This window comes from Kitasatospora sp. NBC_00315 (assembly GCF_041435095.1).
Taxonomy (GTDB): domain Bacteria; phylum Actinomycetota; class Actinomycetes; order Streptomycetales; family Streptomycetaceae; genus Kitasatospora.
Genome location: NZ_CP108025.1, coordinates 7,749,457 through 7,775,058, shown reverse-complemented (window position 1 = coordinate 7,775,058; position 25,602 = coordinate 7,749,457). Strand labels below are relative to the sequence as shown.

Annotated in this window: 21 protein-coding genes; 10 read left to right on the top strand and 11 right to left on the bottom strand. The window is 73.6% G+C overall.

Annotation, left to right across the window (positions count from 1 at the left end; genetic code table 11):
- The first annotated feature begins 59 nt into the window (after window positions 1–59).
- Window positions 60–980, top strand: a complete 921-nt coding sequence (locus OG823_RS32250) for an NAD-dependent epimerase/dehydratase family protein (protein WP_371483781.1) — start codon at window positions 60–62, stop codon at window positions 978–980.
- A gap of 56 nt (window positions 981–1,036) precedes the next feature.
- Here OG823_RS32250 and OG823_RS32245 read toward each other — a convergent pair whose 3' ends face one another.
- From OG823_RS32245 to proP, 4 genes are all read right to left on the bottom strand, one after another.
- Complete coding sequence (locus OG823_RS32245; RefSeq protein WP_371483779.1) at window positions 1,037–1,939, bottom strand: alpha/beta fold hydrolase; 903 nt, start codon at window positions 1,937–1,939, stop codon at window positions 1,037–1,039.
- Between the two features lie 269 nt (window positions 1,940–2,208).
- Entirely contained in the window at window positions 2,209–3,249 is a 1,041-nt protein-coding gene (locus tag OG823_RS32240) for an endonuclease/exonuclease/phosphatase family protein (protein ID WP_371483778.1), read from the bottom strand.
- Between the two features lie 309 nt (window positions 3,250–3,558).
- Window positions 3,559–5,154, bottom strand: a complete 1,596-nt coding sequence (locus OG823_RS32235; RefSeq protein WP_371483777.1) for a M4 family metallopeptidase — start codon at window positions 5,152–5,154, stop codon at window positions 3,559–3,561.
- Between the two features lie 300 nt (window positions 5,155–5,454).
- Window positions 5,455–7,008 (bottom strand): glycine betaine/L-proline transporter ProP, encoded by a 1,554-nt coding sequence (gene proP / locus OG823_RS32230; protein WP_371483776.1) that lies wholly within the window; start codon window positions 7,006–7,008, stop codon window positions 5,455–5,457.
- A gap of 280 nt (window positions 7,009–7,288) precedes the next feature.
- Here proP and OG823_RS32225 point away from each other — a divergent pair, with 280 nt between their 5' ends.
- Entirely contained in the window at window positions 7,289–7,549 is a 261-nt protein-coding gene (locus tag OG823_RS32225) for a hypothetical protein (protein ID WP_371483774.1), read from the top strand.
- 84 nt (window positions 7,550–7,633) lie between these two features.
- On the opposite strand, the gene OG823_RS32220 is transcribed toward OG823_RS32225, so the two are convergent.
- Complete coding sequence (locus OG823_RS32220) at window positions 7,634–8,119, bottom strand: SRPBCC family protein (RefSeq protein ID WP_371483772.1); 486 nt, start codon at window positions 8,117–8,119, stop codon at window positions 7,634–7,636.
- 206 nt (window positions 8,120–8,325) lie between these two features.
- Here OG823_RS32220 and OG823_RS32215 point away from each other — a divergent pair, with 206 nt between their 5' ends.
- The 3 genes from OG823_RS32215 (at window position 8,326) to OG823_RS32205 (ending at window position 10,634) form a co-directional block, all read left to right on the top strand.
- Window positions 8,326–8,496 carry a hydrophobic protein gene (locus tag OG823_RS32215; RefSeq protein WP_371483771.1) on the top strand — a complete coding sequence of 57 codons (171 nt, stop codon included), beginning with the start codon at window positions 8,326–8,328 and terminating at the stop codon, window positions 8,494–8,496.
- Between the two features lie 290 nt (window positions 8,497–8,786).
- A complete protein-coding gene (locus OG823_RS32210; RefSeq protein WP_371483770.1) occupies window positions 8,787–9,329 on the top strand; it encodes a hypothetical protein in 543 nt (180 codons plus the stop codon).
- A 540-nt stretch (window positions 9,330–9,869) separates the two neighbouring features.
- The gene (locus tag OG823_RS32205) at window positions 9,870–10,634 is read left to right on the top strand and encodes an alpha/beta hydrolase (protein WP_371483768.1); all 765 of its coding nucleotides are present in this window, start codon (window positions 9,870–9,872) and stop codon (window positions 10,632–10,634) included.
- Window positions 10,635–10,787: 153 nt separating this feature from the next.
- Here the strand turns inward: OG823_RS32205 and OG823_RS32200 are convergent, their stop codons facing one another.
- Window positions 10,788–11,813, bottom strand: coding sequence for an alpha/beta hydrolase (locus tag OG823_RS32200; RefSeq protein ID WP_371483767.1), 1,026 nt, complete (start codon window positions 11,811–11,813; stop codon window positions 10,788–10,790).
- A 387-nt stretch (window positions 11,814–12,200) separates the two neighbouring features.
- On the opposite strand from OG823_RS32200, the gene OG823_RS32195 reads away from it, so the two are divergent.
- On the top strand, window positions 12,201–15,722 hold the full coding sequence (locus OG823_RS32195) for a ricin-type beta-trefoil lectin domain protein (protein ID WP_371483765.1): 3,522 nt from the start codon (window positions 12,201–12,203) through the stop codon (window positions 15,720–15,722).
- Between the two features lie 187 nt (window positions 15,723–15,909).
- On the opposite strand, the gene OG823_RS32190 is transcribed toward OG823_RS32195, so the two are convergent.
- Both OG823_RS32190 and OG823_RS32185 read right to left on the bottom strand, forming a co-directional pair.
- Entirely contained in the window at window positions 15,910–16,299 is a 390-nt protein-coding gene (locus OG823_RS32190; protein WP_371483764.1) for a hypothetical protein, read from the bottom strand.
- A gap of 287 nt (window positions 16,300–16,586) precedes the next feature.
- On the bottom strand, window positions 16,587–17,345 hold the full coding sequence (locus OG823_RS32185; RefSeq protein ID WP_371483762.1) for a DeoR/GlpR family DNA-binding transcription regulator: 759 nt from the start codon (window positions 17,343–17,345) through the stop codon (window positions 16,587–16,589).
- A 74-nt stretch (window positions 17,346–17,419) separates the two neighbouring features.
- Here OG823_RS32185 and OG823_RS32180 point away from each other — a divergent pair, with 74 nt between their 5' ends.
- Both OG823_RS32180 and OG823_RS32175 read left to right on the top strand, forming a co-directional pair.
- Entirely contained in the window at window positions 17,420–18,661 is a 1,242-nt protein-coding gene (locus OG823_RS32180; RefSeq protein ID WP_371483761.1) for an MFS transporter, read from the top strand.
- 300 nt (window positions 18,662–18,961) lie between these two features.
- On the top strand, window positions 18,962–19,273 hold the full coding sequence (locus tag OG823_RS32175) for a hypothetical protein (protein ID WP_371483759.1): 312 nt from the start codon (window positions 18,962–18,964) through the stop codon (window positions 19,271–19,273).
- A gap of 253 nt (window positions 19,274–19,526) precedes the next feature.
- On the opposite strand, the gene OG823_RS32170 is transcribed toward OG823_RS32175, so the two are convergent.
- Complete coding sequence (locus OG823_RS32170; RefSeq protein ID WP_371483757.1) at window positions 19,527–20,105, bottom strand: TetR/AcrR family transcriptional regulator; 579 nt, start codon at window positions 20,103–20,105, stop codon at window positions 19,527–19,529.
- 312 nt (window positions 20,106–20,417) lie between these two features.
- On the opposite strand from OG823_RS32170, the gene OG823_RS32165 reads away from it, so the two are divergent.
- Window positions 20,418–21,890 (top strand): MFS transporter, encoded by a 1,473-nt coding sequence (locus OG823_RS32165; protein ID WP_371483756.1) that lies wholly within the window; start codon window positions 20,418–20,420, stop codon window positions 21,888–21,890.
- A 573-nt stretch (window positions 21,891–22,463) separates the two neighbouring features.
- A complete protein-coding gene (locus tag OG823_RS32160; protein ID WP_371483755.1) occupies window positions 22,464–23,612 on the top strand; it encodes a sulfite oxidase in 1,149 nt (382 codons plus the stop codon).
- Between the two features lie 79 nt (window positions 23,613–23,691).
- Here the strand turns inward: OG823_RS32160 and OG823_RS32155 are convergent, their stop codons facing one another.
- Window positions 23,692–24,024 carry a hypothetical protein gene (locus OG823_RS32155; RefSeq protein WP_371483754.1) on the bottom strand — a complete coding sequence of 111 codons (333 nt, stop codon included), beginning with the start codon at window positions 24,022–24,024 and terminating at the stop codon, window positions 23,692–23,694.
- Window positions 24,025–24,222: 198 nt separating this feature from the next.
- Entirely contained in the window at window positions 24,223–25,554 is a 1,332-nt protein-coding gene (locus OG823_RS32150; RefSeq protein ID WP_371483753.1) for an MDR family MFS transporter, read from the bottom strand.
- Window positions 25,555–25,602: the final 48 nt, after the last annotated feature.

Here is a 25,602-nt window from a genome sequence, read left to right as displayed (position 1 = left end):
ATCGAGCGAGAACAGTGTTCTCGCAACAGCCCCTGCCGTTGTCCCCCGAGGAGTCCATCGTGAGCAAGCACCTGATCGTCGGCGCCGGTCCCGTCGGCAGCGCCACCGCCCGTCTGCTCGCCGCACGCGGCGAGGAGGTCACGGTCGCCACTCGCTCCGGCGCCACGGCCGCCGCGTCGGACGGCATCCGCCGCATACGGCTCGACGCCTCCGACGCGACCGCGCTGTCCGAGGCCGCCGCCGGCTCCGCCGTGCTCTACAACTGCGCCAACCCGGCCTATCACCGCTGGGCCACCGACTGGCCGCCGCTGGCCGCCGCCCTGCTGGTGGCAGCCGAGAGCTCGGGCGCCGTCCTCGCCAGCGTCGGCAACCTCTACGGCTACGGCGCGGTCACCGCGCCCATGACGGAGGAGACCCCGCTGAACCCGAACTCGGAGAAGGGCCGGGTGCGCGCCCGGATGTGGGAGGACGCCCACGCGCTGCACCTTGCGGGCCGTCTGCGGGCCACCGAGGTGCGCGGCTCCGACTACGTCGGCCCCGGCGCCGTCAGCGCGCTGGACGCCCGGGTCTTCACCCGTGCGCTGGCCGGGCGCGGCGTGCAGGTGCTGCGCAACCCCGACGCCGCCCACAGCTGGACCTACACCGAGGACGCCGCACGGCTGCTGGTCGCCGTCGGCGGTGACGAGCGCGCCTGGGGCCGGCCCTGGCACGTGCCGACCAACGCGCCGCGCACCCAGCGCGAGGTGGTGGCCGACCTCTGCCGGGCCGCCGGGATCCCGCCGGTCAAGGTGAGCCGGATGCCTGACGCGGTCCTGGCGGCCGTGGGGCTGTTCAACCCGACCGTCCGCGCCCTGAAGGAGACCGCCTACCAGCTGAACGGCCCTTTCGTCCTGGACTCCTCCGCCGCCGAGCGGGCCTTCGCCCTGCGGCCGACCCCGTGGCCGGAGGTCCTCGACGCGCTGGTCGCCGCCCACCGCTGACGCGGGCGGCGGCCCGGCGCGCCGACCGGCGGCGTGCACCGGCCGGCCGGCCGCCGTCAGCCGCGGCCGGACCGCCGAGCGTCCCGGGTGCTCCCGGGCGCCGGCCGGCCCGCGCCGCCTGCGGCGGTGTGGTCGAGCACGGCGGGGACGATCACCTCCCAGTCGGCTCGCTCGACCCCGTGACCGGCGTCCTCCAGCACCAGGAGCGCCGCCCCGGGGATCCGTTGCGCGAGTGCCTCACCGTGGCGGAGCGGGAACATCGGATCGGCGCTCCCGTGGATCACCAGCGTGGGCACCGCGATCGAGGACAGCGGCGCCCCCGGGCGCCCGCCCTCCGGAAGCGAGCCGTGGTTGCGGGCCGCGGTGAAGTCGTGCGCGCGCTCGACGTCGCGACGGGCCAGCCCGCGAACGGCGCTCTCGTCGAACGGGCGACGGCCGCCGGCGAGCAGGCGCGCGTAGGCGACCCGCTCGTCGACCGCCGAGTCGGCGTCGTCGCGCTCGACGTGCGCGGCGGAGGCGAACCGCAGGAACTCCTCGGTCGGTGGCGCAAGCCCCTCGTCGCCGGGCACGGCGGAGGTCGTGCTGATCAGGACGAGCGAGAGGACCCGGCGGGCGCGGTCGAGCGCGAGCAGCTGCGCGAACGCCCCACCGGCCGAGACACCCACGACGTGCGCGGCCGGGATGCCGAGGGCGTCGAGCACGCGGGCGGCGTCGTCGACCAGATCCGCGCCGCCGTATCCGGGACGGCCCGGCTGGTAGGTGACCGATCGGCCGGTGTCCCGGTGGTCGTAGCGGATCACGAAACGCCCGCCCCGGGCCAGCATCCGGCAGAAGCCGTCCTCCCACCAGAGCATCGAGGCCCCGATGCCCATGATGAGCAGGACGGGCGGATCCGACGGATCCCCGAAGGACTCGGTGCACAACTCGACGCCATCCGTCTCGACAACGCGCTCGACCATAGCGGTTCCCCTCTCCCCGGCCCATGGTGCTACGGATCACGTCATCGGTCAGGCGTACAACCGAACCGGCCCCGCCCGCGCCGCCGGCGGGTTCCACCCGGGCCCCGCGCGCACCCCGAGCCGGCAGGCCGGTGTCCCGGATCCGGTGGCGCGGCGCCCCGACGCGATGACGGCGCTGCTGCGGGCCCGCTCCGACCGCAGCCGGGCCCTGGACCGGATCCGGATCGGTTCGATGGCCGGTCCCGCCGCCGAACTGCCCGCGAGCCGGATCAGCCGCTTCGGCCGCTCGCTCCGCCCGTCTGCGGCATCAGCGCGAGGACGGCCACCACCGCCCGGTGGTCCGTTCCCGGCACGGTGCGCTCACCGACGGACACGCCCGCCAGGCCCGGACCGTGCAGGACGTGGTCCAGCTGGACCAGCGGCGGCAGGAGCGGCTTGCCCACCGGCCAGGTGCGGGCCCAGCCCCGACCGAGTTCCGCGTGGGTGTCCGTGAGGCCGGCCGCCAGGAGCTCGCGCATCGGGGCGTGATCGAGGGAGGCGTTGAAGTCACCCAGGAAAACGGTGTCCGGGCCGCTGCGCCGGGCCTCGGAGGTGAGCGCGGCCATGTCCCGCGTCCAGCGTCCGGCGTCACCGAGCGGATAGTAGGTGTGGACGGCCACCAGCCGCACCGTACGCCCGCCCGACGTGATCTCGGCGGTGGTCTGCGGCCAGGCCGTTCCGATGGGGAGGGCGCCCCCGTGGGTCAGCTCGGTCCGCGAGTAGATCGAGGAGTCGTCCTCGGGGTGCAGCTCGTGGTACGGCAGCAGGGTGCCCAGGCCGGCCCGGTCGAGCGCGGCCAGCCCGCCCGCCGGGATCTGTTCGACCGCCAGCACGTCGATCCGCTCGGACCTGACCAGGTCCACCACCGCGCGGGCATCCGCCCCGCCGGCGTCGCCGTTCAGGGTGGCCACCCGCAGCTCGACCGCCCCTGCGGGCACCTGCCGCTGGTGGGGAAGGAACCGGGGCGCCAGCACGAGCGCCTGGGCCAGCGTCAGCGCGGCCGTGACCAGCACGAGCGGGCGCGAGCGCAGGACGGGTACGGCGAGCTGGAGCCCGAGGAGCAGAACGCCGAGCAGCACGGTGTAGGGGAGGAGCACCATCGGCACCGCCAGGACCGTTCCCGCGTCCAGGCCCGCCAGCCGTGCCACCAGCAGGCCGGCCGACCCGGCGAGCAGGGCGCCGCAGCCGGCGAGTCCCCAGGTCCGCGCGCGCCGTCCCCCCACCCGATGCCGGTCCTCGGCCCGTGGGGCGCCGCTCACCCTGCTCGTCATCCGTCCTCCGATCCCGGGCGTGTCCGGCGCGCTGATCACGATGATGCCGGGCTTCCGAGCGAGGGACGACGGTCGAACCGCCCGCGGTTCCGGTCGCCCTCGACCGACCGACCCGCCCCGCTCGACGGATCGCCCTGGTCGGCGGACTGCCCCGGTCGGCGGAGGCCGGGGACCGGCAGGCCGTGGTCCGGCCCCGTCGGCGGAGCGGCCCGCTCGACGGACTGCCCCGGTACGCGCCGGTACGCGCCGGTACGCGAGACCGTCCGGAGCCCCCACGAGGGGGCCCCGGACGGCGGGAGGTGCAGGGGATCAGCCGACGCTGACGGCGCTCCAGGCCGCGGCGACCGCCTTGTACTCGGTGCTGCTCGCGCCGTAGAGGTCCTTGGCCGCGCTCAGTGACGCCGTGCGCGCACCCGCGTAGGTGGTGGTGGAGGTCATGTAGACGGTCAGCGCGCGGTACCAGATCGCGGCGACCTTCTGATTGCCGATCCCGCTCACCGTGGAGCCGTTGCAGGTCGGGCTGTTGTAGGCGACGCCGTTGACGGTCTTGGCGCCGCTGCCCTCGCTGGCCAGGTAGAACCAGTGGTTCCCGACGCCGGAGGAGTTGTGGACGTCGAGCTGGCCGACCTTCTTCGTCCAGCAGTCGGCCGACGAACCGTCCAGCGAGGGCTTGTCGAAACGGCGCAGCCAGGGCGGCGTGGACTGGTCGCTGAACAGGTAGTCCGGCTTGTCGACGGCGCTGTTGGCGTACCACTCGACCATCGTGCCGAAGATGTCGCTGGTCGATTCGTTCAGACCGCCGGACTCCCCGCTGTAGCGCAGGTTCGCGGTGGCACTGGTGACGCCGTGGGTCATCTCGTGACCCATGGTGTCGAGGTCGACCTGCTCGGGATCGGTCACGCCGTCCCCGTCGCCGGTCATCATGCAGAAGCAGCTGTCGGACCACTGGGCGTTGTCCCACTTGGTACCGACGTGCACGAAGACGGTGGCGCCCTTGCCGTCGTTCTTGATCCCGCTGCGCCCGAAGGTGTTCTTGTAGTAGTCGTACGTCCAGGCCGTGTTGGCGTGGGCGTCGACGGCGGCCGTGGCCCGGTCGGTGGAGAACTTCCTGCCGTCGCCCCAGACGTTGTCCGCGTCGGTGAGGACCGCACCCGAGCCCGCGGTGACGGAGCCCGCCGAGATGTTGCGGGCGTCCTTGGTGGTGTGGCCCCGGACGGGGTCGATCAGGGCGTAGCCGCCGCTCTGGGCCGTGGTGTCGATGCCGACCGTGCCGGTGTACTCCGAGCGGCCGGTTCCGGTCGCCTCCTGCACGGCGTCGTAGGCCTCGATCTGGCCGCCGGTGGTGGCGTCGGTGACGATCACCCGGCCCGCGGGCTGGCCGTGGTCCCCGACGCCCGCGACGGTGTTCCGCCAGGCGAGCCGGGGGGTGCCGTCGGCGGCCCAGACGATCAACTCGGGGGTGCTGCTGCCGGCCGCGATGCCCGGTGCGCTCCCCAGCGCGCGGCCGGCGCTCACCTCGGCCGGAACGGCCGGGACGGTGGTCCGTACGGCCGCGTCGTGCGCGGCGGCCCGCGTGGAGTCCTTGAGCCGGCCCTTGGCGTCCTGGTGCACCACCAGATCGCCGCCGACGACCGGCAGGCCGCGGTAGGTGCGGTCGAAGCGGACGTGCTGGGTGCCGTCCGGGTCGATGATGACGTCCTTGACCTGGAGGTCCTGGTCCGTTCCGAAGCCGAACACCGAGGCGTTCGCGGTGACGTTGGTCCTGGCGTGGGCGACCGCCGCGTCGTGGGTGGTGACGGCTGCGGCCGAACCGACCTGGAGGGTCGTGGCGAGCAGGGCTGCGGTGGCGGCGACCGCCGTCGCTCCGGGTACGAGGCGACGACGGCGTGAGGAGGAGGGGCTCACTCTGACTCCTGTCGGTAGCTGCAGGGATTGAGCTGCGACAGAGCTTGACGATGGACAGACAATAAGCGCCATCCATAGCGGCCAATCTTGACCAATTCGTGTCCGAGGCCGATCGGATTCGGTCATCCCGCCGACACACCCCGGGGCTTGACGGCGGGTCTGCCACCGGTCGGTCGCCCCGGGGCGACGCCGAACCCCGGCCCGCCGATCCTGCGAGGCGGGCCGGGGCGGCGTGGAGCGGGGCGAGGTGATCCGGACGGGATGGGACGGGGTCGGGTGGAGCGGGGCGCGGCGGCCCGGTCAGTGCGCCGGCTGTCCGGCGCTCCGGGAGGAGGACGTGCGCCGTCCGGCTCCCGTCACCGCCGCCCTTCCCGTGCTTCGGGCCGCGACCAGCCTGCGGGCCTCCTCGGGCGAGGCGACCGCCGGCGGCGAACCCGGCAGCGGGCGGCGCGCACTCTCGGGCGTCAGCGCCACGGCGACCGCGCCGATCACGGCGGCGGCCATCATGTAGTAGGCGGGCGTCATCCGGTTGCCGGTGGCGTTGATCAGCGCGGTGACGACCAGCGGGGTCGTACCGCCGAACAACGAGACCGAGACGTTGAAGCCGACCGACATGCCCCCGTACCGGATGTGGGTCGGGAAGAGGGCCGGCAGGGCGGAGGGCATCGTGCTGGTGAAGCAGGTCAGCAGCAGGCAGAGCCCGCCGACCCCGAGCAGCACGGCCCACTGGTCGCCCCGGCGGATCAGCAGCAGGGCGGGCACCGAGAGGAACAGGAACCCGAGGCAGCCGGCCATCAGCACCGGCCGGCGGCCGATCCGGTCCGACAGCCGTCCGAGCGGGCCGTTGACGACCATCATCAGGCCCATCGCGGCGATCACCACCAGGAGACCGCTGGTGGCGCCGAAGCTCACCTCGGTGGTCAGGTAGGTCGGCAGGTAGGACAGCAGCATGTAGTCGGTCACGTTGTAGACCAGCACCAGTGCCATGCAGAGCAGCAGCGCCCTCCGGTGCCTGGTCACGAGATCCCGCAGCCGACTGCGGGGCCGCTCGTCCTTGGTCGCGTCGGCCTCCTGCTGGAGCTTGCGGAACGCCGGCGTCTCCTCCAGCCGCATCCGCAGGTAGAGGCCGATCAGGCCCAGCGGTCCGGCGATCAGGAACGGCAGCCGCCAGCCCCAGGAGAGCAGGCTCTGCTCGTCGAGCAGGGTGGTCATCAACGTCACCAGCCCGGCGCCGGCCACGTAGCCGGTCAGGGTGCCGAACTCCAGCCAGCTGCAGAGGAGGCCCCGGCGACGGTCGGGGGCGTACTCGGCGACGAAGGTCGTCGCGCCGCCGTACTCACCGCCCGTCGAGAAGCCCTGCACCATCCGGGCGACGAGCAGCAGGACGGGCGCTCCGATCCCGATCATGGAGTAGGAGGGGATCAGACCGATCGCGAAGGTGCCGGCCGCCATCATGATCATGGTGGCGGCGAGGACCTTCTGCCGCCCCACCCGGTCGCCCAACGGCCCGAAGACCACGCCGCCCAGCGGGCGGATCAGGAAGGCGGCGGCGAAGGTGGCGAAGGTCGCCAACAGCTGCGCCGTGCCGCTCGCGGCAGGGAAGAACACCTTACCGAGAGTCACAGCCAGATAGCTGTAGACGCCGAAGTCGAACCACTCCATCGCATTGCCGAGCGCCGCGGCCGACACGGCCCGCCGGAGCATCCGAGGGTCGACGACGGTCACCTCCTCGGCCGCGAGCGGCTCCGGGCCCGTGGCGTGCCGGCCGCCCGATGGCAGGCCGCCGGGGCTCGGGCGTCCGGACGGGGCGGCCGGGACGGTGTGCGTGACGGGTGTCAGTGGCGCTGGACTCAAGGTCTCACTCTTCACCTGGGGAACGGGGACCGCCCCTGTCTCACCAGCATCATCAGGCTCAAACGCGCCTGACACCCGAGTGAGAGATGGCTCACCCGGGACAGTTCGATCACTCCACGTGACCGACCTGCCGCGCCGCGGGCGCGCCGAGCCGGGTACGTCGGGTCGCCCCGGCCCGGGCCGCCCGGGCCACCCGACCGGCCCAGGCCCGGTCGCCGTGCGGGCTCCGCGGCTGTTTCGTGGGTATGCGGACCGACGCCGTACGACCCGGGAGGCAGTCATGTACGAGATGTGGGCCGAGCACGATCACACCCCGGCCGAGCCCGCCCTGTTGTGGCACGTCATCGCGAAGGACGACGCCACCAAATCCCTGTGCGGGCAGCAGCTGGAGCCCGCCCGGCGCGCGGTCGTTCCGGCCGGCGCCGACGGGGGCGCGTTGTCGGACCGCTACTGCGATCCCTGCCTGAGCACCGTCCAGCGGACGATGGAGGCACCCGGCCACTCGCACCAGTCCTCCGGACTCCCCCCGTCGGCCGACTGAGCCCGCGTCCACCGGCGTGAGCGCCGGGACGGCAGGCGGGCTGACACTCGGGACGTCGTTCAGGACGTCACGCGGGACGGACGTTCAGGCGACGTCCGTCCCGCCGCCGATGCCGCCGTCGGCCTCGGCGGCGCGCGGCGCCGGTACGGTGGCGCCCCTCGATTCGATGAACGCCTTGAACGCCCGGAGGTCGTCGATGGCCTGGCGGTCCGCGAAACCGAGCAGGTCGCCGACCGTCTCGACCAGGCCGTGCGGGTCGTGGTCGAGCTGCAGCATCACCTTGGTCCGCGTGCTGTCCAGCCGGTGGAAGGTGACCACGCCGGCCTGGTGCAGATCGCCGGCCACCGTGGTCCAGGCGACCCGCTCGTCGGGGATCTGCTCGGTCACTCGGGCATCGAACTCCCGGGTCGCACCGGCGACCCTGACCACCCAGTGCGTCAGACCGGCGGCGCGCCGGTCGATGCGCTGCACGCCGTCCATGAACATCGGGAACTCCTCGAACCGCGTCCACTGCGCATAGGCGACGGACACGGGCACGTCGACCTCGATCGACTCCTCGACCTGCTTCATCGGACCACTCCAAACGAGAGGGACTGGGGCTCCCCCGCGTCTGCCCCGTCCGCGCCCGGGCATGCCGACGCGGAAACCGGCCGTACCCGGAGCGATACCGACCGTGCCCGGAGCGGGTCGTGCCTGCCACTCCTCCGCCGAATATCGGTACGACTGTCCGATCGACTCCGGGGCAGGCGGTCGTCGTCACCGACTGGGAGGTCACCATGGTTCCGCTTCTTCTCGTTCTTCTGCTGGCCCTGCTGCTGTTCGGCGCGGGCTTCGCACTCAAGGCGCTGTGGTGGGTCGCCGTCGTCGTCCTGGTGTTCTGGCTGGTCGGCTTCCTCGCCCGCGGCACCCACTCCTCCGGACGACGTCACAGCTGGTACCGCTGGTAGCCGGCAGTCGGCACGCCGGTCGTCGGCGACCATCGGTCGCGAGGGCGCGGCGCCCCTTCCGAGGGGCGCCGCGCCCTCGCTTGTCCACCGCCCGGGCCGGGCCGGGGGCAGGGGCAGGCGCCGCGCCCCGGCCGACGGGCCGTCATATCGCTTTCAGGCCTACTTGCTCGCCGGTTTCCGACCTTGCCGGTGTCGCCTCCACGGAGATCACTAGGGTGCGTTTCGTCCCACCACCAGTACCTCCGTGGCCACCGGGCCCCGACTGGGCACCTCGACAGGACTGTGAAGTGATGAACCGAATCCGTCGTTTCCCGAGCCGCACTCCGAGCCGGGCGCTCCACGGCCGCACCACCGCCCTGGCACGCGCGATCGCGCTGATCGCCGCCGTCCTCCTCGCCGCCACGGCGGCCGGCACCGCGGGCGCCTCCGCCGCGCCGGCCACCGGGCAGATCACCGTGTCGGCCGCCGCCGGCGTGGCCACCCCGCAGGCCCAGGCCGCGGTGGGCGGCTGGACCTGCCCCGGGGTCGCCGTTCCCGCCGGTTACGTCATCACCATGTTCGACACCGGGGGCTGCAACGGGTACGGCGCCTGGTTCCAGCAGCCGGCCCGTGACGGCCTCTGGACCTGCTCGGGTTCGCCGATCGTGTCCGGCTACGTCCTCACCGACTACGACCCCACCGGTTGCAGCAAGGTCGGTGCCTGGCGGCACAACCTGGTCCGCAACGGCATCTGGACCTGCCCCTACTCGCCGATTCCGGCCGGCTACCGGAGCACCACCTACGACGCGCGGGGCTGCAGCGGCCTGGGCGCGTGGCTCACCGTCCGCGCCTGACGGCACGACCGGGAGGCCGGCCGCGCACCACCGCTCCCGCCCCTCCGGCGACGGCGGCACGCACACAGCACGCCAGGGCGCCGCGGGCACAGCACACCAGGGCACCGCGGGCACCGCCGACACACCGTCGATCGCGGCGCCCGCGGTGCCCTGCTGTCCGCTGACGGCCCACGGCCCGGGCGTCCGGATTCCCTCCTCCTCCGGCTCGGGCGCTCCGGTCGCAGGAACCGGACGGATCGAAGTGACCGACCGTCAACGGCACTGCGGGACGGACCCGGCGCTGCTGAAGCGCGGCGGCCGGCTGCCTCGTGGGCGCGCCACCTGCCCCCCTGCGCACCGGTGGTCGCGGAACGGCGAAAAGGACTGGAGCGAGGTGGTCGGGCCTGATAGCTTTCGGTTGCCCGTGACGCCGCCCGAGGAGGTGAGACCCATGAACGCTGTATCGATGTGGGTGCTCCCCCCAGCCGTCACGGCCGGGCGACAGACGTAGGTGTCGCCGGGAGCGCCTCGACAACAAGGCCCTTCCGAAAGGCAACACCCGTGAATTCTCTGCACTTCACCGCCCGGTCGTCGTCGAACGGCGTCGTCGAGCGCGACTTCACCGTGGGCGACGTCCCCGGTGTTCTCTGGTCTCCGGTCTCCGCCGCCGATCGCGCGCCCCTGGTCCTGATGGGCCACGGCGGCGGCAACCACAAGAAGCACCCGGCGATGTCCGGCCGGGCCCGCCTCCTGGTGGCCGGCTGCGGCTTCCACGTCGCCGTCATCGACGCGCCCGGGCACGGCGACCGGCCGCGCACCGCGCACGACGAGGCCGAGATCGCCGAGCTGTTCCGGGCGAGGGCGGCCGGCGAGCCGGAGGGCCCGATCGTCGTCCGCTACAACGACCACCTGGCGGAGCTCGCCCTGCCCGAGTACCGGGCGACCCTGGACGCGCTCCAGCAGCTCCCGGAGATCGGCGCCGACGGGCCGGTCGGCTACTGGGGCATCAACATGGGCACCGCGATCGGCATTCCGTTCGTGGCGGCCGAACCCCGGATCACCGCCGCGGTCTTCGGCCAGCACTGGCCCGACGTCCTGGCCGAGAAGGCGAAGCGGATCACCGTCCCGATCGAGTTCGACCTGCAGTGGGACGACGAGCACATCTCCCGCGAGGAGGGACTCGCCCTGTTCGACGCCTTCGCCTCGAAGGAGAAGTCGCTGCACGTGAACTCCGGCGCGCACAAGGAGCTCCCCAGGTTCGAGGCCGACAGCGCGGTCCGCTTCTTCACCCGACACCTCGGCGCGGCGACCACCCCCTCCGCCTGACGCACGTGGTCGCGGGGCCCCTGGAGAGCCGGGGCCCCGCGACCACGACCCCGGACCGGCACCCGCCCGTGCCGCGGACGGCGGCCCCGGCTCGCTCTCCGCGCCGCCCCGGCGGTGCACTTCAGTACACCCGAGCACCCGAGCACCCGAGCCTCATCGTCCGAGGATCCGCCGGAGCCAGCGGGAGCGGGCTTCGCGGGCGTCCCGGCTGAGGGCCGCACCCGGTGCGAGCGTGTCGAAGCCGTGGAACGCGCCCGGCCACACGTGCAGTTCGGCCTCGCCACCGGCCTGCCAGATCCCGTCGGCGTAGGCCACGGCCTCGTCCCTGAAGGTCTCGGCCGATCCGACCTCGATGTAGGCCGGGGCCAAGGCGGACAGATCCGTGGCGCGCGCGGCGGCCGCGTAGGGCGACAGGTCGGCGGCGCCGTACCGGTCGCCCAGCAGTGCCCGCCACGCGGTCGCGTTGGAGGTCCGGTCCCAGGTGTCGCGGCCGGCCATCTGGTGGCCGGAGAAGGTGGCGTCACGGTCGTCGAGCATCGGGCTCAGGAGCAGTTGACCGATCGGAACCGGGCCGCCCCGGTCGCGGGTCAGCAGGGCGAGGGCCGCGGCGAGTCCACCGCCGGCGCTCTTCCCCCCGATGATGACGCGGTCCGCGTCGACGCCGAGGTCGGCCGCGTGCTCTGCCACCCGGACGAGACCGGCCCAACAGTCCTCCACGGGCTGGAGGTACCGGGCCCTCGGCGCCAGCCGGTACTCGACGGAGATGACGGCGAGCTGCAGCGGGAGGGCCCATTCGCGCAGCAGCCGAGGAAGGACCGACCACGCGTTGCCCATGATCATTCCGCCGCCGTGCAGGTAGTACAGCACCGGCAGCGGCCCGATGGCCCCGGTCGGCCGGGCGTGGACGAGGGCGACGTCACCGCCGTCCGGCCCTCCCGGGACGGGTACGCGCAGCTCCTCCACCTCGAACCGGCCGCCGTCCCGCAGGTCCCCCACCGTGGGCCGGGGCCGGGCCGAGGCGTCCCGTCGCTGCCTGCCCGCGAGGCTCTCCGAGGTGACCGGCTCCCGCGCCGCCGCGCCTGCTGCCGCCAGCGCGGCGCCCAGCTCCGGATCGAAGGGCGGCACGTGCCGCGCCGCCGGGTCGGGGCCGTGCTCCCCCGCTACTCCACCGAGCCCCACGCCCGGGCCTCCCCTCGGTCGGGGGACGCCCGGCGGCATCCCGACCGGGACAGCTTGTCATCCGGACCGCCCCACACGGGAAGCACCGACGCGATTCCCGGCACGGCCGAGCCCGCTCTGCCGCCGCACGCCGCCGCCGGACAGCGGGCCGATGGCGTTTCGGTCACAGAGGTGTCGCACACGGTGGCGCTCTGCTAACGTCTCGCCGCGGTGAGGGGGCAGGGCCGTAGCCCCCTGCTTGACAACGTTGCCATGATCCCGGGGCGCCGGCCGGCGGGAGACGTCCACCCTGCCCGCACGTCAAGCCGCGACTGCCGAGTCCGCTGCCGAGGAGGCGAGAGCATGCTGTTCGCTGAAGAGCCGTCTGCCCGACCGACCAGCCCCGTGATGCATGGCTCATGCACCCGTCGGGCCCGGCGGATCCTGGCCGTGGGCGGCTGCCTGGCGCTGCTGTCCGCCGCGCTGGTCGGCGCCACCGTCGCCGCCGCGCCCGCGGCCCGCGCTGCGAGCGACGTCGTCACCGACGGCAACGCGCGGTTCGAGGTGCTGAGCCCGACGCTGGTGCGGCTGGAGTACGCCGGCGACGGCGTGTTCCAGGACGGGACGACCTTCAACGCCGTCAATCGGACCTTCCCGGTGCCCGCGTACACCACCGGCGTGAGCTCGGACGGCTACCGGGAGATCAGGACCAGCGGTCTGACCCTGCGGTACAAACAGGGCAGCGGACCGTTCACCGCCGCCAACCTGGCCGTGACGCTGGCCGGCACGGGGGTCACGGCCGCGCCGTCGTTCCCGTCGTTCTGCGTGGTGGGCTCGGCCTGCGAGGCGGAGAACGGCACGGTCACCGGGTCCGCCAAAGCGGCCTACGACCACAGCGGGCACACCGGTTCCGGCTTCGTCGCCGGGTACCAGGGCGCCGGCAGCGGTTTCGGACAGGACGTCTCGCAGATCCCCTCCACCGGCAGCTACCGGCTGTCGGTGCGCTACTCCAACGCGGCCGGCGGCACCGGCAGCCTGTCCACCCGGATCAACGGCGCCGCCGGGCCCGCGCTCGGCCTGCCGGCGACCTCCTCCTGGGACACCTGGTCCACCGCGTCCACGACCGTGAACCTCACCGCCGGCACCGACGCCGTCAGCATCGTGCAGAACGCCGGCGACACCGGCAAGGTCAACATCGACAGCCTCGCCGTCACGCCGGTCTCGACCACCGCCTACCCGACCGCCTCCGGCGCGCTCACCACCACCGGGTACGGCGCGGGTCCGACCGACACCCTCGGCGGCTGGTCGCGCTCGCTGGACAACCCGGGGACGCTGCCGGTGCCCGAGCACCCGGGCATCCTGGACCGCGACGGCTGGTACCTGATGGACGACACCCGCAGCGCACTGCTCAGCGCCTCCCACACCGTCACCGACCGGCCCGGGCACGGCGGACAGCCCTACGAGGACGGCTACTTCTTCGGCTACGGCCAGAACTACAAGCAGGGGCTGGCCGACCTCAACACCCTGACCGGCAGCGCCGCGCTGCTGCCCGAGTCGGCGTACGGGGTGTGGTACTCGCGCTACTACCCCTACGCGACCGCCGACTACGAGAACACCCTGCTGCCGGCCTTCCGCGCCAGCAACACCCCGATCGACTGGCTGGTGGTCGACACCGACTGGAAGTCGCCGACCCGGTGGAACGGCTGGGGCTGGAACTCCTCGCTCTTCCCCGACCCGCAGGCGTTCATGAACTGGACCAGGAGCCAGGGCCTCGCGGTGTCGTTGAACATCCACCCGACCATCGACAGCGCCGACCCGCAGTTCGCCGCCACCAACAGCGCGGCCGGCGGGCTGGCCTCCGACGGCGGCTCCACGTACAGGTTCGACTGGTCCGACCCGAAGCAGCTCGCCGCCTACCTGGCGCTGCACCAGCCGATCGAGCAGCAGGGCGTGCGGGAGTGGTGGCTGGACGCCTGCTGCGACGGCTCCTCCGCCTCCGACCCGCACGTCACCCCGGACGGTCTGATCAACCAGGCGTACGCGGACGACGGCGCCGCGAAGGGGCTGCGCGGGTTCGCGTTCTCCCGGATCGGTGGCTCCGACCCCGGCGGTGACGACAGCAACTACCCCGCCGGCCCGTGGTCGGAGCGGCGCAACACCCTGCAGTTCACCGGCGACACCCCGGCGACCTGGGAGATGATGTCCTTCGAGGCGCGCTTCACCGCCGACGAGGCGGCGGCCGGCCTGTCCAACGTCAGCGACGACATCGGCAGCTTCCACGGCGGGCACCTCGCCGACGACATGTACGCCCGGTGGATGCAGCTCGGGACCTTCCAGCCGATCGACCGCATGCACTCCGACCACGGCGACCGCCTGCCGTGGAACTACACCGGCGCCGCGGCGGCCGCCGCCGAGTCGTCCCTGCGGCTGCGCGAGGCGCTGGTGCCGTACACGTACACGCTGGCCCAGCAGGCGAGCGCGACCGGGGTACCGATCGTGCGGCCGATGTACCTGGACTACCCGACCGTCGACGCCGCCTACACCGCGACCGGCGAGTACCTCTACGGCGACGACGTGCTGGTCGCGCCGATCACCTCGCCGAACGACGCGAACGGCAACGGGTCGGCGTCGGTGTGGGTGCCGCCGGGCAGTTGGACCGACTACTTCACCGGCCGCACCTACACCGGCCCGGCCACCGTGACCATCACCGACCCGCTCTCGCAGATGCCGGTGCTGATCAGGGCAGGCGGCATCCTGCCCACCCGCACCGACTACGTCGACAACGCCGGTACGAGCCCGCTGACCCGGCTCACCGTCAACGTCGCGGCCGGCGCCGACGGCGCCTTCTCCCTCTACCAGGACGCCGGCGAGGGCGCCGGATACCGCAGCGGGCAGTCCACCTCGGCGCCGCTGACCTGGAACGACACGAGCCGCACCCTCACCGTCGGCGCCCAGAGCGGCGGTTACGGCGGGGCGCCCACCGCGCGGGCGTACACGCTGCGGCTGTCCAACTCGGCCGCGCCGACCGCCGTACTGGTCGACGGGGTGCAGGTGCCCGAGACCGACTGGTCGTGGAACTCCAACCGGCGCACGGTAACCGTCAGCACGGCCCCGCTGGCGCTGGGCTCCGCGCACACCGTCACGCTCGCCGGCAGCGCGACCGCCAACCCCGCCGCGGGCGAGGTCACCGGGCCCGGCGGCCAGTGCCTGGACATCCGCGGCGGCTCCTCCACCGACGGAACGGCCGTCCAGCTCTACGGCTGCAACCACACCGCCGCCCAGACCTTCTCGCGCCCGGCGGACAACACCCTTCGGGCGCTCGGAAAGTGCGTGACGGTCACCGGCGGCGCGACCGCGAACCACTCGCCGGTCGGTCTCGCCACCTGCTCGGGCGCGGCCTCCCAGACGTGGACCCACCGCACCGACGGGTCGCTGGCCAACCCCGCGTCGGGCCGCTGCCTCGACGACCCGGACGGCGACACCTCGCCCGGCGCCGTTCAGCTCCAGATCTACGACTGCGGCGGCTCCACGGCGCAGACGTGGAAGCTGCCGCCCGGCGCGGTGGGCGGCCCGGGAGCGCTGTGCGCGGACGTCGGCAACGCCGACCCCGCCTCCGGGACGGCGATCCAGCTGTCCGGCTGCAACGGCACCGACGCGCAGCGCTGGTCGGCCCCGGGCGACCGGACCCTGCACGCTCTGGGCAAGTGCCTGGACGTGTCGGCCGGCGCCACCGCGAACGGCGCCGCGACCCAGTTGTGGGACTGCAACGGCACGGGCGCGCAGACCTGGGTGAGCCGTGGCGACGGGACCCTCTACAACCCGCAGTCCGGCCGCTGCCTGGACGACCGGGACAACGCCCGGAAGTCGGGTGACGCGCTGCAGATCTGGGACTGCAACGGCACCACGGCCCAGCGGTTCACCCTGTCCTGATCGGTACCGGGCGTCCGACGCCGCGCCCGCCGGGGCGCGGCCACGGACGGCGCGGCGCGGGAGGAGGGGTGAGCGGGCCGGGGCCGTCGGGCCGGACGGCGCGGTGGACGGGGCACGGTCAGCCGTCCGCCCGCGCACTCACCGGCCTACCGGTCACCGGCTCTCCCCGGTCACCGGCCCCTCCCCATCACTGGTCGGAGTAGCTGAGGTCTCCCACGGTCCAGCTGCTCACGCTGTCGATGGCGATGCGGTACATGCCGCCGGTGTGCGGCAGGCCGTAGCTTCCCTGCAGGATCCTTGCGACGTGCAGGTGCAGATGGGTCGGCCCGCCGTCGGCGTCGACCGCCGCGCCCGCGGGCCCGCCGTCGGCCCGTGCGGGGACGAACAGGGACGCGAAGGGCTTGAGGTGGTCGGAGGCCTGCAGGACTTCCGCCACGCGTTGCCGCCAGAGGCTTTCCGGTGCGAGCCTGCCGGTGATCACCGCGCCCGGCACGACGACGGTCAGAGGCATTTGGTTACTGTGCTCGGACTCCACCATCGCGGCGATGTCGACGAGCAGCCCGTCGGGGTTCGACATGGGGACAGCCTAGCGCGACGCCGGGGGCCCGCACAGGAACCCGGCTGAGATGGCACCACACGACGCCCGTGCCACCGGGAGCACGCCGACGCCGGCCCGTCGGCGGTCGAGGCCACCGCCCCGGACGCGACTCCCCTGGTGGGCCGTCAGTGCCGACGCACCGGCTTCGGAGGGGCGTCGACGCGGCCCCGGCCCGGGAGATCCGGCCCGGGACGGCGTCCGCCACGGACGACACCCGCCACGGGCGGCGTCCGGTCGGACGGTGATCGCGTCGCTCGGCGGGAGCCTCACACCCTGCGCACGGTCACCCCGGCCGCGGCGAGGGCCGCGCTCTCCCCGGCCGGGGCGCCTTCGTCGGTGACCACCGCGTGCAGGGCCGAGGCCGGCGCGACGAAGGCCAGGGCGGTACGGGTCAGCTTGGCGCCGTCGGCGACGGCGATGACCCGGCGGGCCGAGGCGATCGCGGCCCGCTTGATCGCCGCGTCGTCCAGGTCGTAGGCGGTCAGGCCGTCCCTGGCGGTCAGGCCGCAGCAGCCGATGACGGCGGTGTCGAAGCGCAGGGCTGCCAGCGAGGCCTCGGTCAGCGGGCCGGTGAGTGCCAGCTCGCCGGCGCGCGGCCGGCCGCCGGGCACCAGGAGCGTCAACTGCGGTGCCCTGGCGAGGGCGTTGACCGCGTGCAGTGACAGCGGCATCACGGTGAGCCTGCGGCCCTCCAACGCGTGCGCCACCTCCAGGCAGGTCGTGCCGCTGTCGAGAACCACGGACTCACCGTCGGAGATGAGCCGCGCCACCTCGGCCGCGATCCGCCGCTTGGCCTCCGCCCCCTCCGCGACCCGGAGCGCGAACGGCGGCTCCTCCCCGCGCAGCAGCAGACTTCGCGCTCCGCCCCGGTAGCGCTCCAGGACTCCCTGTTCGGCCAGCACCTCCAGATCCCGGCGGACGGTCATCTCGGAGGCCCCGGTCAGCTCGGCCAGTTCCGCGATGCCCATCCGGCCCGCCTCACGTACCACCTCGGTGATCTGCCGCAGTCGCTCCGTACTCGCCATGACCACGATTGAACATCGATGATGTTCGAAGAGCAACTTATCCAACAGTAATTCTGTTTGCTATGTTCGAAATCATGGAGAGATCACTGCCGACCGCACGGCTGGCCACGTTCGCCTACTTCATCCTCAACGGCTTCCTCATGGGGATGTGGATCGTCCACATCCCCACCGTCGAGCACCGGGCCGGGATCGGGCACGGCACCCTCGGCTGGCTGCTGCTGCTGCTCGGGGCCGGTGCGTTCGCGGGCATGCAGATCGTCGGTCCGCTCACCGACCGCTTCAGCGCCCGGGCCGTCGTACCGGTCGCCGCGGCGCTCTGCAGCGCGGCCCTCGTGCTGCCCGGGTTCGCCGGGGGCCCCTGGACGCTGGGCGGCGCCCTGCTGGTGCTCGGCTTCGGCAACGGCTGCCTGGACGTCGCGATGAACGCCCATGCCGTCCAGGTCGAGCGTGGCTACGGCCGCCCGGTGATGTCCGCCTTCCACGCCGCCTTCTCCATCGGGGGTGTCCTCGCCGCGCTTCTCGGCGCCGGCACCCTCGGGCGGGGCTGGAGCCCCGGCGCGACGCTGGCCGTGGTGGCCGGCGTCGGTCTCGTCGCCGCCGCCGTGGCCGCCCCCGGACTGCTGGCGCCCGAGCCCGCGCCCGCCGCGGCGCCGGCCGGCGACGGCGACGGCGCGAGGACCCGGCGCGGGACACCCCGCCGGATCTGGGTGCTGGCCGCGCTCGCCCTGATGCTCATGCTCTGCGAAGGGGTGGCCAACGACTGGAGCGTGCTGCACCTGCGGGACGTCCTCGACGCGCCCGCCGCCACCGCGGCCCTCGCCTACGGCGCCTTCGCCGCCGCGATGACGGCCGGCCGTCTGCTGGCCGACCGGGTGGCCGGCCGCTTCGGTCCCGTCGCCGTCCTGCGCTTCGGCTCCGTCCTGGGCGGTGCGGGCCTGACCCTCGCCGCGCTCTCACCGTGGATCGCACCGGCGCTGATCGGCTGGACCGTGTTCGGCATCGGCCTGTCCGGCTGCATCCCCCAGCTCTTCAGCGCGGCGGGCCACGCCGACCCGGCCGCCGCCGGGGCGAACGTCTCCCGGGTGGCCGGCCTCGGCTACCTCGGCATGCTCGCCGGACCGGCCGTGATCGGTCCGCTGACCCACGTCGTCCCGCTCAACCTCGCGTTCTTCCTGCCGGTCGCGTTCTGTGCCGTGGCGGCCGTGGCGGCCGGCACCCTGCGGGCCGCACCCCCGGAGCCCCTGGCCGCCCCGACGACGCTACGGACGGTGCAGCCCCTGGAGCCCTCCGGTCACCGGGCCGCTCACCAGGAGTGACGGTCCGGGCGGCATCGGTGGGGCGGTGGCGAAATTGCCGCCGAGGTATCGAAAAGGTCTATACCTTCGTGGCATCATGACGGCAGTCCTTCGGGGCCGGACGGCCATCAGCACTGGCTGGGGCCGTCCCGAGCGAGCTGAGCGAACGTGGGCGGCTCGCCGTGAACACCGAGCAGTCGGCTTTGCGAGCCGATGGGACCGTCCGGCACCAGGCATCCCTGGCGATCGGGCGAGCGAAGGAATCTCACCAGCAGTAGCCGGTCACCCACGCTCCCCGGCCTTGGCGTTTTGGAGCCCTACGTGCCTGCCAACCATCGGATTCTCATCTCCCCCCGTACGACGTCGGTACCCGCCGCGCACTCCGTGCCACCGGTGCGGACGGCCGACCCGGGCGGCCGACCCGCGTTCCGCGGCGCGCTGTGGAGCGTCTGCGTGCCGACCGTGAGCAGTGACGGACGGCCCGGTGTCCACACCTTCGTCGTCGCGGGGCACACCGTCGCCGACGCGCTCAAGGCCTCCGAGACGGCCGTGCACTCCGACGGCGCCCAGCGCCACCGGCGGCTCGCCAGCGTGGACCTGGCCCGCGCGGTGGTCAGCCCCTGGCGGGGCTGAGCCCACCGACGACGCGGCGGCCGCGGAGGCCGCACACGCGGTCGACCCGGCACCCCCGAACACCCCTGAACACCCTCGCGGCCTGACACCCTGGCGGCCGACGTCGCCCCGGCGGGACACCCCGACCGGGCGCCGTCGGCCGCCAGGTCGCGTTCACCGCCGAGGCGCGTTCAGCCCGGCGAGACCCCCGCCCGGCGCAACGCGTCCGCCGCCCGGGGGGGGGAAGCCTCGCACCAGGGCGGCGGCGCCCCGCTCACCTGCCGGTGCGTACGCCGTCGAGGGCGATGCCCAGCACGCGGTCGCGCTGCTCCTCGTCGGGGAACGCGACCGAGCTGATGCCGGAGACGAGGCGCAGAAGGTCGTCGACGCTCATGTCCTGGCGCACTTCGCCGGATTCCTGCGCCCGGCTGAGCAGCGGCTCGGCCGCGTCGTACATCGACTGCCGGCAGGCCAGGAAGACATCGCTCTCCTCCCCCTCCAGCGCCTCGCGGATCGCGCGCTTGGTCAGCGTGTACGCGACGAAGCGGCGCAGCCAACCGGTCAGCGCCTGCCACGGCGGCTCGCCGGAGAGTTCCTCCGCCACCAGGCTCAGGTCGTTGACCTCGTTGGCGTAGACCGTCTCGAAGAGGTGCCTGCGCGTGGGGAAGTTGCGGTAGAGGGTGCCGATGCCGACGCCGGCGCGGCGGGCGATGTCCTCCAGTGAGGCGTCTGCGCCGTGCTCGGCGAAGGCCTCCCGGGCGGCGGCGAGCAGCGCGTCGAAGTTCCGTGCGGCGTCGGCACGGCGCGGGCGCTGGGCCGCGAGGAACTCGCTGACGACGACCTGTTCCGACACGGGGACCTCATCTCGGATACCGGATTGAACCGGAGGGGCACCTCCGCTAATATGGAGGCATGCCTCAACTTTAGCAGTGGGGCCACCGCCGTGCGCTGCTGCCGTCCGGCCGCGCCGTCCACCGGCGTTCCCGGGCCCCGGGGTCGCCGCCACCCGGCGGCATCCTGCCCGGGGCCGCCGAGCGAGGCCGTCAGGCCCTGCCTCCGTCCCACCTGCCGACCGTTCCCGCCCTCCGTACGACCCTGCCCTCCGTACGTCCGCAGCCCTCGCCACCCTCCTGTCCGCGTCGTACCCGTGCCCCGAGAAGGTCCGATGAACCGCCATTCCAATCGCCTCACCTTCGGCGTCCTCGCCACCGGCGCGGGCGTGTTCGCCCTGCTCCAGTCGCTGATCACGCCCGCCCTGCCGACCGTCCAGCACGCGATGCACACCTCGCAGGCCACCGTCACCTGGGTGATGACCGCCTATCTGCTCTCCGCCTCGATCTTCACGCCGATCCTCGGCAGGGTCGGCGACCTGGTCGGCAAGAAGCGCACCCTGGTCGCGGCGCTGATCGCCCTGCTGATCGGCTGCCTCGTCGCCGCCCTCGCCCCCAACATCACGGTGCTGATCGTCGCCCGTGTGCTCCAGGGCATCGCGGGTGCGCTGTTCCCGCTGTCCTTCGGGATCATCCGCGACGAGTTCCCGGCCGCCCGGGTGCCAGCGAGCATCAGCAACCTGTCCGCCGTCATCGCGGTGGGCAGCGGCCTCGGCATGGTCCTGGCCGGTCCGATCGTCGGGGCCCTGGACTACCGCTGGCTCTTCTGGTTCCCCGTGATCATCGTCGCGATCACCGCGATCATCGCCCACCGCTACGTCCCCGAGTCGCCGAGCCGCACCGAGGGAAGCGTCAACTGGCTCGCGTCCGTCCTGCTCTCCGGCTGGCTGGTGGCGCTGCTGCTGCCGGTCAGCCAGGCTGCGAAGTGGGGTTGGGGATCCGCCACCGTGATCGTCCTGCTGGTGACGGCCGTCGTCCTCTTCGCCCTCTGGGCCCTGGCCGAGGCCCGCTCCCGCAACCCGCTGATCGACCTGCGCATCATGCGCCTCCCGGCGGTCTGGACGACCAACACCGCCGCGCTGCTCTTCGGCGGCGGCATGTACGCGGTCTGGGCGTTCCTGCCCGGCTTCGCGCAGACGCCGTCCTCGGCGGGCTACGGCTTCGGGTCGAGCGTCACCGGCGCGGGACTGCTGATGCTGCCGATGCTGGTGGCCATGTTCGCCTCCGGCATCCTCAGTGGCCGGCTGGCCGGCCGGTTCCCGGCGAAGGCCCAGCTCACCTCCGGTGCCGTGCTCGGCTCGATCGCCTGCGCGATCCTCGCCGGGTGGCACGACCGGCCCTGGCAGGTCGCCCTGGCCGCGGGCGTCTTCGGGCTCGGCATCGGGCTCGCCTTCGCCTCGATGAGCAACCTCATCGTCCACAGCGTTCCGGCGGCCCAGACCGGGGCGGCCACCGGCATGAACGCCAACATCCGCACCATCGGCGGTTCGCTCGGCGCCGCCCTGATGACCGGCCTGGTCACCGGCCACCTGCAGCCCTCCGGACAACCCTACGTCGCGGGCTACACCCACGGCTTCGCCCTGCTCGCGGTGTTCTGCCTGGCCGCCGCCTTCGCCGCCCTGCTCGTCCCCGCCCGCCGGGCGGTGCCGTCCCTGACCCCGGACCCGAACACGGCGGCGGATCCGGCGCGGGCCGCTCTCGCACCGCTCGCCACGGCGAGCGCGTCGCAGCCGACCGTCCGCGGCTGACCCGGCGTCTCCCGGGGCTCGGCCGCGGGCCCCGGGAACTCGCTGACGAAGGGTTTCGGTCACGACCGCCGTCAACTCTCCGCCCTCCCGCCGCCTATGTCGGTGACCAGCGGCGATTCGCTCACCAACCGTGACGGTGAAGGGGACGTGCTGGGCGCGTCACCACGATCCGCGCCGCCACCGCCGTCTCCGGCCGCCGGCCCGGCGCGTTCACCCACACCTGGAGCGCACGTTGACCCAGCAGGACGGACAGGCCGAGCAGAACGCCGGCGCCTTCACCATCCCGGCCCCGGTGTCCGCCGCACCCGGACCGCTGTCACCGTCCCGGCCCCCGACGCGAAGTGGGAGCCGCCGGGCGGCTTCGCGCACGTCCACCACGGCGAGCGCAACACCGGTCTGACCCGGCGGCCGAGGAACTGGCCGGTTGGCTGCTGGACCACCCGCCCGACTGATCCACCGACCACCCCTTGGGCCGTTGCGACGCATGGCAACCGCCCAAGGCCGCCGACCGGAGAGGACTTCTCAGGACGGGAGGGCGAGCCGGACTCCCCTGCGGAGGACGACAATGGGGTCATGGAGCCACGACTCGGCGACATCAGCGGCCCTGCCCGGCTGGCAGCGGCGGGTGAGGCGATCTCCCTGGAGGAACTGGCGCTCGCGGCCCGCAACCACGGCCTGCCGCTGGAGGCCCTTCGCTACGACCTCAGCCCGCCCGGGCTGCACTACGTCCTGACGCACTACGACATCCCGGCCGCCGACCCCGCGCGCTGGCGCCTGCGCGTCGGGGGCCGGGTGCGCGAACCGCTCACGCTGGATCTGGACGCCCTGCGGTCCTTCCCGGCGGTCACGGAGCGCGTGACCATGGAGTGCGCGGGCAACGGCCGGGCCCTGCTCTCCCCGCGCCCGGTCAGCCAGCCGTGGCTGGTCGAGGGGGTCGGCACGGCGGAGTGGACGGGGGCACCGCTGGGACTCGTCCTCGCCGCGGCGGGGGTCGGGCCCGACGCGGTCGAAGCCGTCTTCACCGGCGCCGACCACGGGGTCGAACGCGGCGTCGAACAGGACTACCGGCGCAGCCTCCCGCTCCCGATCGCGACCGGGCACGACCCGCGGGTCCTGCTCGCGTACGCGATGAACGGCGACCCCCTGCCGCCCCAGCACGGCTGCCCGCTACGGCTGGTGGTCCCCGGCTGGTACGGCATGGCGCAGGTGAAGTGGCTTCGGGAGATCACCCTCACCGCGACGCCGTTCACCGGATTCCAGCAGGCCGTCGCCTACTGCCTGCGGCAGGAGGCCGCGGAGCCGGGGGAACCCGTCTCCCGGATCGCCCCACGCGCGCTGATCGCGCCGCCCGGCTTCCCGGACTTCATGTCCAGGACCCGCGTCGTGAGGCCCGGCCTCGTACGGCTGGAGGGCCGGGCCTGGTCGGGCCACGCTCCCGTGGTCCGGGTCGAGGTGAGCACGGACGACGGCCGCTCCTGGGCCGACGCCGCGCTCACCCCCGCCGACGACCGGCACCCCTGGGCCTGGCGCGGCTGGCAGCACGGCTGGACGGCCTCGCCGGGCCGCCACGTGCTGGGTGCCCGCGCCCACGACGCGGCGGGACACACCCAGCCGCTCGACCAGCCGTGGAACCGCGGCGGTTTCGCGAACAACCTCGTCCGGCGCGTCCCCGTCCTGTGTGTGGAGGACGGTTCCCTCGGCGCCGACACGCGGAAGCCGTGACGGCGCCGGGCGGCGGACCGGCTCACGGCTGCCCGCCCCGCTACGCCGGACGACGGCCGCCCGGACGGCGGGTGTCCGCCTACGGAAGGTCGCCGGCCCATCGGTACACGCCGGGGCGCTGCGGATCCCGCACGTAGAGGGACCTCCCGTTCGGGTACCGGCCGCCCGGTCCCGAGGGGAACTCCAGCCTTCCGACGGGTTCGCCGCCCGCCGCTCCGGGGAACCGCGGGTACCGTCCGTCGAGCGGCCCGGCGAAGAGCTCCACCCTCCCCGTGACCGAACGCCGCTCCCGCTCCGCCTCCTGTTCCCGGTCACGGGGCGCGTCCCACACCCCGCTCCAACCGCCGAGCTCCGGCCAGGACGGCCAGGACGGGCGCACCGGCTCCCCGCCCTGGTCGATTCTCTCCCCCATCAAACCCCTCCGCCCCTGTCCCGGGCGCCCCCGCGCCCAGGACGAACCATGGTGCACGCCGAAGGACCGGCCGTCGATACGTGCGTCCGGATTGGTGGCGAAGGCGGCGGCGCGTGCGGTCGTCCGCAGTCCCCGGGAGGGGTCGCGGCAGGCGTCGGGAGGGGTCGCGGCAGGCGTCGGGAGCGGGGAGCCGGTGGCTCATTCGGTCGGGTCGGCGCCCTCGTGGTGATCTCCGGCGCTGTCACGGCCACCGGTGGTGTCCGGCGAGGCGTCCGCCTGCGGGGAGGCGTCCGGGTCGGTGGCGGCTGCCGCGGTGCGGCGGGTGACGGCCGGGCCGATGAGGATCTGGCCGACCGCCGCACAGAGGCCGATCGCCGCGCAGACCAGCCAGAGCAGGGTGGACCCGTGGCCGAGCAGCCAGGCGCCGAGGACCGGGGCCGGGAGCCCGCCCAGGGACCACGCGGAGCCGTACACCCCGCTGTAGCGGCCGCGCAGATGGGCCGGGGCGAGCGCGACGGCGGTGGCCGCGCTGGCGCCGGTGAAGGCGATCTCCCCGAGCGACCACACCACCGTGGTGGAGCTGTAGCCGAGTGGGGAGGACACCAGCGCGTTGAGGCCGAAGCCGAGGCCGACCAGGAGCATGCCACCGGTCAGCACGAGGTTGCGGTTCCAGTGGCTGAGCCGGACCACCGCGAGCGGTTGGACGATCGAGATGACCACGCCGTTGACCGCCATCGCGGTGCCGAAGGCGGCGGGTGAGAGGCCGTCCGCCCGCATCGCGAGCGGCAGGGTGGACATCGTCTGCAGGTAGACGAACGCGTAGCCGCCCGTGATCAGGACGAAGACGCACATCACCCGGTCGCGCAGGACCGCGCCGAAGCCCGAGCCGGAGCCGTGCGGCGCAGTCCCCGGCGGCGGGGCGGTCTCGGGGACGGCGAGCCGGACCATGATGCCGAACGCCGCGCAGGAGACCGCGTCGACCCAGAACAGCCAGGAGAAGCCGAACCGCACCAGCAGCCCGCCGGTCAGCACTCCGGCGGTGTAGCCGAGGTTGACCGCCCAGAACAGCAGGCTGTACGCGCGGGTGCGGTCACGCTCCGGGATCAGGTCGGCGACCAGCGCACTGGAGGCCGGCCGGTAGACGTCGATCGCCAGACCCAGCAGGAACAGCTCCACCGCGAAGGCCGGGATGCTGCTGCTCAGGGCGAGGGCGACCATCAGCGCCGCACTCGCCAGCATGCCGCCGAGCAGGGTCGAGCGGCGCCCGAAGCGGTCGGCGAGCCAGCCGGCGAGCACCTGCGAGAGCAGCGCGCCGACCGCGAACAGCGCCAGCAGGAGGCCGGCCGAGCCCGTCGAGAAACCCCGACCGGTCGTCAGGTAGAGCGCGAAGAAGGGCTGCACCATCGTCCCGGCCCGATTGACCAGGGTGCCGGCGCACAGGACCCAGAAGGCTCTCGGCATCCCGCCGAGCCCGGCGCGCAGCCGGGGCAGTGCGGGCCTCTGGGTCCGGGTCGGCAGCTGGGTCGGCACCTGGGCATCCTCCTCGGTGTACGGGGGTTCCGGCAACCGGCGGGGTGA

Coding starts and splice junctions, on each gene's coding strand:
- OG823_RS32245 (WP_371483779.1), bottom strand. CDS start 1,939: ATGGTCGAGCGCGTTGTCGAGACGGATGGCGTCGAGTTGTGCACCGAG.
- OG823_RS32240 (WP_371483778.1), bottom strand. CDS start 3,249: ATGACGAGCAGGGTGAGCGGCGCCCCACGGGCCGAGGACCGGCATCGG.
- OG823_RS32225 (WP_371483774.1), top strand. CDS start 7,289: ATGTACGAGATGTGGGCCGAGCACGATCACACCCCGGCCGAGCCCGCC.
- OG823_RS32220 (WP_371483772.1), bottom strand. CDS start 8,119: ATGAAGCAGGTCGAGGAGTCGATCGAGGTCGACGTGCCCGTGTCCGTC.
- OG823_RS32215 (WP_371483771.1), top strand. CDS start 8,326: ATGGTTCCGCTTCTTCTCGTTCTTCTGCTGGCCCTGCTGCTGTTCGGC.
- OG823_RS32210 (WP_371483770.1), top strand. CDS start 8,787: ATGAACCGAATCCGTCGTTTCCCGAGCCGCACTCCGAGCCGGGCGCTC.
- OG823_RS32195 (WP_371483765.1), top strand. CDS start 12,201: ATGCATGGCTCATGCACCCGTCGGGCCCGGCGGATCCTGGCCGTGGGC.
- OG823_RS32190 (WP_371483764.1), bottom strand. CDS start 16,299: ATGTCGAACCCCGACGGGCTGCTCGTCGACATCGCCGCGATGGTGGAG.
- OG823_RS32185 (WP_371483762.1), bottom strand. CDS start 17,345: ATGGCGAGTACGGAGCGACTGCGGCAGATCACCGAGGTGGTACGTGAG.
- OG823_RS32180 (WP_371483761.1), top strand. CDS start 17,420: ATGGAGAGATCACTGCCGACCGCACGGCTGGCCACGTTCGCCTACTTC.
- OG823_RS32165 (WP_371483756.1), top strand. CDS start 20,418: ATGAACCGCCATTCCAATCGCCTCACCTTCGGCGTCCTCGCCACCGGC.
- OG823_RS32160 (WP_371483755.1), top strand. CDS start 22,464: ATGGAGCCACGACTCGGCGACATCAGCGGCCCTGCCCGGCTGGCAGCG.
- OG823_RS32155 (WP_371483754.1), bottom strand. CDS start 24,024: ATGGGGGAGAGAATCGACCAGGGCGGGGAGCCGGTGCGCCCGTCCTGG.